Source organism: uncultured Algibacter sp. (assembly GCF_905480415.1).
Taxonomy (GTDB): domain Bacteria; phylum Bacteroidota; class Bacteroidia; order Flavobacteriales; family Flavobacteriaceae; genus Algibacter_B.
In genome coordinates this window covers 1-10,558 of the sequence record NZ_CAJQQI010000172.1, presented here as the reverse complement: position 1 = coordinate 10,558, position 10,558 = coordinate 1, and the positions used below count along the sequence as shown (strand labels likewise).

8 protein-coding genes are annotated in these 10,558 nt (G+C 33.3%); 2 read left to right on the top strand and 6 right to left on the bottom strand.

Features of this window, described 5'->3' with window-relative positions; genetic code table 11:
• Positions 1-242 precede the first annotated feature (242 nt).
• Positions 243-881: a CoA pyrophosphatase gene (locus QZ260_RS11800; RefSeq protein ID WP_295986478.1), complete on the bottom strand. Its 639-nt coding sequence runs from the start codon at positions 879-881 to the stop codon at positions 243-245.
• A gap of 5 nt (positions 882-886) precedes the next feature.
• On the opposite strand from QZ260_RS11800, the gene QZ260_RS11795 reads away from it, so the two are divergent.
• Positions 887-1,591, top strand: coding sequence for a peptidylprolyl isomerase (locus tag QZ260_RS11795; protein WP_295986475.1), 705 nt, complete (start codon positions 887-889; stop codon positions 1,589-1,591).
• Between the two features lie 178 nt (positions 1,592-1,769).
• On the opposite strand, the gene QZ260_RS11790 is transcribed toward QZ260_RS11795, so the two are convergent.
• A complete protein-coding gene (locus tag QZ260_RS11790) occupies positions 1,770-2,372 on the bottom strand; it encodes a trimeric intracellular cation channel family protein (protein WP_295986473.1) in 603 nt (200 codons plus the stop codon).
• A 615-nt stretch (positions 2,373-2,987) separates the two neighbouring features.
• On the opposite strand from QZ260_RS11790, the gene QZ260_RS11785 reads away from it, so the two are divergent.
• Positions 2,988-3,377, top strand: a complete 390-nt coding sequence (locus QZ260_RS11785; protein ID WP_271757608.1) for a hypothetical protein — start codon at positions 2,988-2,990, stop codon at positions 3,375-3,377.
• Positions 3,378-3,677: 300 nt separating this feature from the next.
• On the opposite strand, the gene QZ260_RS13205 is transcribed toward QZ260_RS11785, so the two are convergent.
• From QZ260_RS13205 to QZ260_RS11770, 4 genes are all read right to left on the bottom strand, one after another.
• Positions 3,678-3,863: a tail fiber domain-containing protein gene (locus tag QZ260_RS13205; RefSeq protein WP_365969624.1), complete on the bottom strand. Its 186-nt coding sequence runs from the start codon at positions 3,861-3,863 to the stop codon at positions 3,678-3,680.
• Positions 3,864-4,767: 904 nt separating this feature from the next.
• The gene (locus QZ260_RS11780; RefSeq protein WP_295986471.1) at positions 4,768-6,318 is read right to left on the bottom strand and encodes a hypothetical protein; all 1,551 of its coding nucleotides are present in this window, start codon (positions 6,316-6,318) and stop codon (positions 4,768-4,770) included.
• A gap of 77 nt (positions 6,319-6,395) precedes the next feature.
• Complete coding sequence (locus QZ260_RS11775) at positions 6,396-8,339, bottom strand: T9SS type A sorting domain-containing protein (RefSeq protein ID WP_295986469.1); 1,944 nt, start codon at positions 8,337-8,339, stop codon at positions 6,396-6,398.
• 776 nt (positions 8,340-9,115) lie between these two features.
• A partial coding sequence (locus QZ260_RS11770; protein WP_295986467.1) for a tetratricopeptide repeat protein occupies positions 9,116-10,558 on the bottom strand: 1,443 nt, incomplete at its 5' end.

Below are 10,558 nucleotides of genomic sequence, written 5' to 3'. Positions count from 1 at the left end.
AATGGATTTTTTTTAAACAATCCCATAAATCACGCGTCAAAATTGGTTAGTTAAAATACTCAATAAAAATAAGTTTCAAAATTTTTAGCTTCCTCTTTTCCCTTTTAACTTCGTTTAAATTTTAAACTGTAGTATAATACTATACTTGAAAATTTCGCCTTGTTAAAAATAAAAATAGTTTGCTATATTCTTTTTAAACTCATTCATATCGAGTATGCAAATGTAATAAATCTAATAAACTACTAGAGTTGTTTTAACAAGTCTTTAATTTCACTTAGCATCATAGCAGTTGCTCCCCAAACTACATAATCATTTAATTTAAAGGCAGGTACCTCAACCTCAATACTGTAAGATGTTTTTACTTTTTTGGAGATAAGAGATTGTTCATCCAAAAAATGTTCTAAATCTATTTCTATCAGCGCCTCAACCTCATCATCTTGTTTAATAAATTGAGGCGTATTTTGAGTGAATCCAATAAATGGATGTACATAAAAATTGCTTGGTGGAATATAAACTTGAGATATACTTCTAACAATTTGAACAGTATCAATGGGAACGCCTACTTCTTCAAAAGTTTCTCTTAATGCCGTGTCTCGCAATGATGCATCTTGTGCCTCTAATTTACCACCAGGAAAAGCAACTTGCGCTGAATGTACTCCTTTATACGTTTTTCTTAAAATTAAAACGAATTTTGTTTCCATATCTTCGTCAGGATAAAACAATGATAAAACCCCCGCATGTTTTGCTTTCTTAATGGCTTCTTTCTGTTTTTTTAAAAGTTCCTGACGAAAAGGAGGCACCATTTTAAAGTGAGATACTTCGGCTGGTAGCGGTATATTTTTTATTTTTGAAACTGATTTTAAAAATTCTTCAAACCTCATAGTCTATGCGCAGCGTATTGTTTTTAAGTTTTTTTCTTTTATTTCTGAATTGTGAAGATAAACAAACTAAAAAGAAAGGCACCTCTAAAACTAAAGTTGTACAACCTTTAGAAGAAGAGGCTATCAATGATTCTTTTCAAGAGCCTGAACGTGAATTCCCTAAGTTGAATTCTAAAAGTGCTATGGAATTTTTCTTGGAATATGATAAAATTCATAAAGAAAATAAGGTTCGAATTACTACCGATTTTGGAGAAATTGATATCTTACTGTATAACGAGACAAAATTTCATCGTTCTAATTTCATTTTCTTAACCAAACAGAACTACTTTAATGGCACACAATTTTATAGAGTTATTGATAATTTTATTGTTCAAGCTGGAAATAGTGATGACATAAAAACGGCTAGAAAACGAGCTCATATTGGTAAATACTTATTACCACCAGATACTAAACGTGGTTTTAAACATAAGCGAGGTGTTATTTCTATGCCTAGTAGCGAAATTAGAAATCCACACAAACTAGCATCCCCTTTTGAGTTTTTTATTGTCTGCCAAAAAAATGGTGCTCATTTTTTAGATGGTGATTATACTATTTTCGGACATGTAACACGAGGTATGGATGTTATAGACAAAATTGCTGCAGTAAAAACTGATGATGGTGATTGGCCAGATAAAAATATTTTTATTCGAAATGTTGAGGTTATTGAATAAATAGCAATGAGCAAAAATAATTTGCATGGAATATAATAGTCTTTGAAACTAAAATCAATACATTCAAAGTCTGTTTTTGCGTTAGGGATTGTAGCGGCATCCTTTTTTGAGGCACGAGAAAAAGATATAGCGAAAAGCCTGACTTTTTGTTTTTCTCAAAAAGTAACGCCCAAATAAATTAATCTTTATAAATAGTAGGTAGTGCAATTTTAAACTTTACAGCCAGTAACCTCACGACAATAACCACGATACCAGCAATTACAAAAACAAAATCGTCTTTTATTGGGAATTCTCGCAAAAGAAAATAAGTGATACCACCTAAGATACAGGCCGTAGCATAAATTTCTTTTCTAAAAATAACCGGGATTTCATTACACAAAATATCACGAATAACACCTCCAAAACTAGCTGTAATGGTTCCTAAAGCAATACAAATAATAGGATGTAGTTCTGCATTTAACCCTTTTTCTATACCAACCAATGTGTAGAGTCCAATACCAATGGTATCGAATAAAAATAATGAGGTTCTTAAATAATTTATTTTACTTCTAAAAAGTATCGCGAATATGGCAGACCCTAAAATGACATAAGTATATGTGATATCTTTCATCCAACTCACTGGTGTGTCACCTATGAGTAAATCGCGTAGGGTGCCACCTCCAACAGCTGTAACAAATGCTATAATAAGAATTCCGAATAAATCCATCTTCTTGTATATAGCTATTAAGACGCCAGAAATAGCAAAAGCGATGGTTCCTAAAATATCTATAGTATAAAACATATTTTTTATTTATTTAAGATCCCAAGACTAGCTCGGGATAAGCGATTCACACAATTTTTCTTTTCAAAATTAGCTCTCAATTTACATGCTTTGGGTATAACAATTATAATCTTTTAAAATAACATGAATAAACTCCATATCGGTGGGCTGTTTTACATGTTTAATGCTAACCTTTCAATTATTTTTTGTTGAAATTTAATCAATTTTTAATAGTCTTTTATTGTTATTGCGGCATAAAAGGATTTCCTAACAATGCCAGTATCATTATCTTGTTTAAAAGTACAGGTTCAAAAAGTATAATTAACAATAAATCAGAAACCACTGAAAAGGTTTACAACCAGGTCATTGCATAAAAATTTACATTCGAAAAACGACTCATTGTCAACGAATTAATAAATACGGTATCTATTCTATCCTCACAAGTCCAGAAAACTAACCGCCAATAGCATTAATACGTATCTTAAAATTAAAGCATTGCCTTAGTTACGGTTTCTTTTTTTAATGAAAAGGAAAGAAAAAAAGACGTTTTTTTGAGCTTATTTTAAGTTGTAATTGGTATCAATTATTAATGCTATTTTTGAAGTGTCAAAATATTGTATCATCAATCCTTAGTTTATGCCGTATCAAGAAGTGTTTGTTCTATTCTGGGAACAAGTAAAAGAGAGTTTCCAAGAAGGTCGTTTCGCCAAATTAACTATGGCAAAAACCATTGGTAAGCCAGACTTGAAAAATATATTTGTTAGACCATTGTCTTCTAAAGATGGCTTTAAGGTTTTAGTAAAACTGCGTTACCAATCTAGAGAGACCGAAGATGAGGAAAGCGAGCTTACTTTAGATGAAGCTTTTGTGTTTTTAAAACCATATCTCAAAACGTCTTTTTCATCTGTACTTTTATTTACCACAACAAAGGATGTTACTTTCAAAATTAATAAAAAAGGAGCAGGAAGCATTACCGAGAATTCACCAACATTCCGTGATGTTAGGCAAGCTAAGAGTGACTTATAATAGTTCTATAGTGAATCTGATTATTTGTTAACTTTTGTATCTCTATTAAGTAAAACTTAGCGCTAAATAGGAATTCACATTGAAATTCCTAACACATTTACTTACTGTCATTTTTTTTAACTTGTGAAGTTGAAGTTTTTTTTGGAGAGGTTCGTTTAACGTTAAGTGTATGGCGCGTTTGAATGCGCTATATAAAGTGTTATGTGTATTTTTTTTTTACGTTGCTCCAAATACACCCAAGCCCTCAATGCCTATTCACGTTTGGAGTGTTCGTTGGTGTATTGCTCAAACAACAAGTTTTCAGTTCCTTTGGTAATTGTAACAGTTTCGGGTTGACTTAACGTTTACCACATCTGGAATTACTTTTTGAGCGTCTTGGGCAATGAATCCAATTTTGTTTCTTCTCATTGCAGAATCGCTCTTCCAGTTAAACGAAACTGGTGTAAGTTGCATTACTTCTGCTAAACCCCAGTCCAGAGAGTATATATTCGTTTTTTATCTGTTTCACTTGGGCTCGTTTTTACACTTAATACAGCTACTTTTAGGATTTCGTTTTCCTTTTTTAGAGCTAACATCATTGTTTACTTCTTCACTTAGCCTTTTTTACTAATCTTTTATACTCTTATATCTCATTCAAACATCTATTACTTAATCTATGATAATCACGCTCCGTTTGCTAGTTACCGTAACTTGCAGTCGGCTTGTCCAATTGGGGTTACAGTCCACTTCAACAGAATATTGACAGCCTCTTCTTCAATGCTAGCGGGTAGCTGTTATACAGCATGGTGGGTTATAGCTACCTTTTTGTTTGTCCAGATATTAGGGTTCAATGACCAGTGGCACTAACATCAGAAAATTGCCATTGATAGCTATCTGCACCGCCATTATTGATATTTGTAATAGTAGCGGTATCAGCAGGAGCTGTAAGGTTTTAAGGAATTCCAATACTACCCGTACCTAAGCTACTACTATCATCACATGGTCCAATATCTACGAATTCATATGAGTTCGGACCTTGACTAGAGCAATATCCTAATGTGTATAAAGCCTTCCTCGATAAGATACAATTTACCCACCATATGACGAACTACAATAAGAACCGGGTCCAATGCTCATTCCTGGTGTCCAGGTAGTATAGTTACAGCATTTTTGCTGCCCATAACAAGCAAAACTGATCATCAAAAAAAAGACATCAATAATAATGATTTTTTTACCATAACATTTATAAATTTTAAATAAAAAGGTATCTTAATACTACAGATGAGCCATTAATTAAAGTAAGAGCAGTTCTAAGAAAAGTAACAATATTCTAAAAATTATTGTGTTTGTGGTTTTAGACTATCTATAACAGAAGTACCAGTTAAATAGAACTCTTCGCTTTCCTGATATTTTAATCAATCACATATCTTATATTTACTGATAGTGTTACGTTAGTTCCACGAGCTGCAATCATTTCTATCCATACCCAACTATTTGCAGGTATTGTTGCATCACTTAATGTTGCCCTGTTACCAACGGTCGTGCTAGTTGTAGCAAGATTGGTAGATAATACGTTTCCTGTAACAGCTCTATTTGTACTATGTCTTAATCTAAATCTAGTATTTGGTGAAGAACCTGTACTCACTGCGATAACTTCCTTTACAGTAATAGCGTCATCTGTTCTAAAAATTGTGATATCGTCTGAACTTGTTGGCGATTCAATAGTAATTGTTTTCGTATATTTTTTGACACTTGTATTCGCAGCGGCAGCTGTATTTATAGACTCGCCTGCTGCCAATATGTATTTATCTATAATGTGATATTTACCACCAGTATCACCGTTTTTCATCGCGATTAACACCCACTCTTCAGGTATTACCAAATTAGCTGTATAAGCGGCAACTCTAAAATTTGCAGCGAGAGAAGTGCGAGCACTCCCAATCGGTAAAATATAATAGAGGGCTTCCCAGCTACCTAATTGGACACCGTTAGCTGTTGCTGATCTATTAGAGGCACCACCAACACCGGTAATGGTACCTGAAGTTGGTATGTCAATATTGAAATAACCACTGTTGCTAAAATGAGTTCCACGGCCATTGGAAATTACAATAAATCTTTGAGAGTTTTTAATAAAGCCACTACCATTGACTGTTATTACACCACCCCCAGAAATATTTGCATTGGCACGTAAGCTTGCTACTAATGTCGAATGATCAGAATCAGAATTATCATCTACATATTTTTTACTAGCAAAATCAGTGTCACTAGTACCCATATTTGTTGTTGCATTATAACCTGCAGTGCCAGCTACGGTTAATTTATCTGTAGGCGCAGTAGTTCCAATACCTACATTACCTGCATTAAAATAAGAATCCCCGGATTTGGCGATTTTATTGGTATAAAGTGAGGTATTCGATGCATCCCTAGAGCTTGTTGATCCAACATAAAAATTATTATAACCAGTGGATGTAAAATTCTGCCCCACAAATAAACGATTTGCCTGACCAGAACTTCTCACTGCGAAGATAGCGCCCAATGATGGGTTAGCTTTTGTTCTTATGGTGATCCCAGCTCCGTCTACATTATCATTTGAATTATTTTCAAAAAGCACATCTCCTCTTCCTACATCCATCAACATATCTCCTTCTACATGCAATTTTGCTCCTGGCGTAGTTGTACCAACACCTACATTGCCGATGTTGGCATTGTACATGTTGTCATCCTCTACAGTCCATTTATCATCTTTTGCACCTGCTATTGCAATCCATGTGGCTGCGCCATCAAAGTAATAAAACCCTGGGGTTTCATCAATTTGATAAATCAGTAGGCTAGTGGCAGCATTATCTATCCCGTCTCGAGCAGCTTTAGTCATCCTTGGAATTAGTAAGCCTTTTCCTGTAGATTGAATATCTAGCATGGAACTTGGGTCTGGAGTAACATTATTTATTCCTACCTGTGCCATTGTACGAGAATTATAACCTAAAATAATTAAAAAAATAATTAAAATTGATTTTTTATTTTTGAACATTATTTTATAATTTAATTGATAATCTTATATGATTTTTTTCCTTTATCTGTTTCAACTACAATAACATACACCCCTTTTGGGTGTTGAAATTGAATTGAATTATTTACGCCTCTTAAATTCTTTTTACGAAGCAACTCTTGTCCTAAAATATTGTAAACAGCCATGGTATTTATTTCTAATCCCCATGTATTGTTTATGATAATATGGCTATCATTATCATAAAATACTTTTAAGTCTTCTAAGCTTACATCATTAATTCCCAATGCGTTTTGATCTTGAAACATAATTTTAAATCGATCTAGATATTCTCCTGGTTCTAAATTTAATTCCAGTTCACCTTGGCTAAGGTTATAAGTTTGTTCTAAAACGTTGTCATACAAATAAACATCGTCCGTAAAGTTTTCAACTTCATCTAACATAATTGTATGAGTTCCTTCTTCTGAGATAATTACACCAATTGGAAATAAATTAGTTGCATCATAAGCTCCTACACCCTGAATAACATACTGTTTTGATAAATCATCATCTATAATAAAATACATGTCATCAGCTCTTAATCCATTCATAAAAGCATCATAACCGTTGTTAAAACTTAAATTGGCTGGTGAATTTGGAATAAAGCCCAATAATAGCTGTCTGTGAAAACCTTCTGGATCTTCATAACCCAATCTAACAAGGTTTTTTTGTGTAGCATCTTTATTATATGCTGTTCTGTAAAATTTCGAATCGCCTGCTGCTTCGGTTACAAAAGCTCTTTGCGAATTACTAAATACAATAGCGTCATTAGAAACAGCCTCAACAAAAAAGCCTTGCCCCACCGGAACGTATTGACCAAGAGCTGCATTTGTTGAAGTTCCTCCACCGCTTATCTCTGCTGGAACAGACGCTGTAGTGCCTCCAGTTAAATTTCTGGTAGCATAAGACCCTAAATAGTCTGATAAATAATGAGAATTTGATCCTCCGTCAACCCATATATATAAAGCATCTATTGCGTTATTATCTGTAATAAATTGATCAGCATCTAATGCCGATGGATAGGGATTACCCAATAAATAGTAATTACCTAATAAAATACTACTAAACGTATAATTACCATTATTTGGCTTTCCTTTAAATACATAGTTTTGATTAGGACTAACTGCTCCGGGCCCTTTCATAGTATAGCCTTGGCCTGGGCTTAACGGCGAACTTGGATTAATAGATATCCATTCAGAATATGCACCACTCCCATTGAAATAGGTATATAGCCATCTATCACTTATGGTTAATGGTGTAGTTACATTTCCACCACTACCAACAACGGATGAAGCCCCATTGTATGGAGACCCTGAATTAAATTGAATTAATTGTGGTGTAAAACTATTAATACTAGCATCTGTACCATCAAAAACCTCAGTGTTTAAATTATATGTTCCGCCATTATTTACGGGCGATGAAAAATAGTTGTATGCATACGTATTAGCACCAGCTTGTCTATCGCGCAGTAGTGAACCTGCACCACCAGCGCTTAATGTAGAAGATGAACCTTGAACGAGTTGCGATTCACCTTCCAATCTTAAATCTCCATTAGTTAAAGTTAAATCTCCCTTAATAATTAACGCATAATTATCATCAACAGAAATACCTGTAGAACTTGAGTTATTAATGACTAAATTATTAATGTTTATACTATGTAATGGGGAAGTTTCATTATAATACATTCTTTGATTAGTTGTACCAATTAAGTGAGTGGTACCAATTGTTGCAGTGGTAATTCCTTGATTTTTGTAATCTGCGCGTAATACTAAATCGCCTTCATTGGTTAAGCTACCAGTAAGCTCATTTTCAAATGTTAGTAATGTGTAAAAAGATGTGCCAGATTCTATTTTCAACACACCTTTGTTTATCACCTTGCCTTGAGAATAGGCTAGCTGAGAGCCTAAACAGAAGGCTAGAAGTAAACTAATTTGTTTCATTTTGAGGCTACTTTAAATTAAGTGTCTTATGCAAACTAATTGTGGTCTCTGTATGTTTTTATCACTTTTTTTTATTAGTTAAACTAGAAACCTGCCAAAAAAAATATCGGTGAGTTTCTCACATCTTATGTAATCCAAATTATCTTATCGCAAACATCCAAAAGTTATTGAAAATACACTTCACGACTAAGCATGAAAATACACTTCACGCCTAGGCGTGAAAATGTGATTTAGGGTAGATGTATTTGTTATTATAGCGAGCTATACTAGCTTCTAGAGCCCTTGATAGCTTCCAGTAACAATGAAACTTTTTTATACTTTAATTCTTTACTATTAAAATACTCGTACATTGCACGAAGCGCAGAAGCAAGTCCATCAACACTCAAAAAAACTTTTTCGGCGGTTTTTTTATTGGTAATGACGGGTGCTTTAAATTAATTGCGTGATGTGTTTATTTTTATGAGACTATACTTTTAAAACTTGACCTTTTCTATTCAGTAATAACAAAGCTTTTAGTTTTAATTGAGAAATTAAACCTAAAGCGTCATAAAGTTGTTAATTTCTGTTTTATACCCATAGCATGATGTTTCAATAAGATTATTAGATAAAATAAAACCCCACGAACAAAATTGCTTGTGAGGCTCTAACGGGTTGCTATTAATCCTAGGGGAACATAATCCCTGTGTAAATTTCTGAAAATTGCTCAAGAAATGCTTCACGCTTAGACGTGAAAATATGCTCTGGTTAGAATTTGTTTTTGATTATAGCGGTCTATGCTAGCTATTGGAGCGCTTGATTGTCTCTAGTAACAATGAAACTTTTTTATACTTCGATTCTTTAATATTAAAATACTCATACATTCTGCGAAGCGAAGAACCAACTCCATCAACACTTAAAAAAACTTTCTGGGCAATTTCTTTATTGGTCATTACGGGCTCTACCAATAATACATTTAGCACCTTCCAATCGGTTTCATTTAATTTTCTTTTAATGGAGTGCTCAATTTTTTCTCTAACCAGTTCAAATACAGTAGTAGCAGCTACAACTTGATTTGAACTGTTTTTGAGACGCATTATTTCATCCAACATTGCAGCTCGTATTGCTTTATCTTTTTTGGTTTTAGATCTAAAATAGAAAATAACACAAAAAATGAATAGGGCAGAAATTATGACTACGGCAAACGTTCTTTTAAGTTGTGTGATTTTGAGTGCTGCTTTTTCGTTTTCGCTTTTTAGTTTACTTTCAGAGATTCGATGCTCATAGTCTTGTTTTACCAATTCTCTCGTAACGGCTAAACGATCTATTTCTAAGTTTATACTATCTTTAATAACAGTAGAGCGTTCGAGCATTTCTACAGCTAACTTTGAATTATTTTGTGACTTGTAGCCTTTGTAAAGTAGGTTGTATATGTCTTTTTTAATACTATAAAATCCATCATTAGGAAGACGGTTTAAAATAGCTTTTGCTTGTTTTAATGCAGAAGGTATATCCGTTTTAAAGGTAATTTCAGCAAGTATGAATTCTGCCATATCTAAATCCATTTCGGATTTAAGTTCTTTGCTAAGTGCTAAGTTTTTTTGAGCATAATTGGTTGCTTTGTCAAGTTGGTTTAACTTTGTATGTATTATCGCTAAAAATTTAGAAGAATCTTTCATTTTATACTTTATTTCGAGCGACGTAAAATGTTTGAACGCATTTTCAAAATAAATTAGAGCGTCTTCGTATAATTCTTTTTCAAGATAAACCCTTCCAATTAGCTCTTGATTATAAGCAAAAGATTGGTCGTTTGGAAAGTTATACGTATCATGAGCTGTTTGATATTGCTGAAAATATTCTAAAGCTAGGTCATAATTACCTAAATACAGATTGATACTGCCTAAATTTTGTAATACCCAGGCTGCCTCGCTATTCATTTTTAACTCCCTAAAAATAACCAATGCTTCATTTCCACTTTGAACTGCCTCTAAATACTTATATGTTTCCTGAAATAATAGTGCTTTTCTTGAAATTATTATAGCTTCAAGATTACGTTTATTAAGCTCTTTTGCAATTACTAATGCATCATTGAATAGTCTTAAGCATTTTTCATACTCGCGCTTTGGTCCGTATATCAGTGCCGCTCTTATTAGAGATTTACAAATCTCTTCTTTATTATTGTTTTCCTCAGCAAGCTGTTTGTGGTAATTTATGGCTTTTAAAGTAGAATCTGGTTCTTTATA

Coding starts and splice junctions, on each gene's coding strand:
- QZ260_RS11790 (WP_295986473.1), bottom strand. CDS start 2,372: ATGTTTTATACTATAGATATTTTAGGAACCATCGCTTTTGCTATTTCT.
- QZ260_RS11785 (WP_271757608.1), top strand. CDS start 2,988: ATGCCGTATCAAGAAGTGTTTGTTCTATTCTGGGAACAAGTAAAAGAG.
- QZ260_RS11795 (WP_295986475.1), top strand. CDS start 887: ATGCGCAGCGTATTGTTTTTAAGTTTTTTTCTTTTATTTCTGAATTGT.
- QZ260_RS11780 (WP_295986471.1), bottom strand. CDS start 6,318: ATGGCACAGGTAGGAATAAATAATGTTACTCCAGACCCAAGTTCCATG.
- QZ260_RS11800 (WP_295986478.1), bottom strand. CDS start 881: ATGAGGTTTGAAGAATTTTTAAAATCAGTTTCAAAAATAAAAAATATA.
- QZ260_RS11775 (WP_295986469.1), bottom strand. CDS start 8,339: ATGAAACAAATTAGTTTACTTCTAGCCTTCTGTTTAGGCTCTCAGCTA.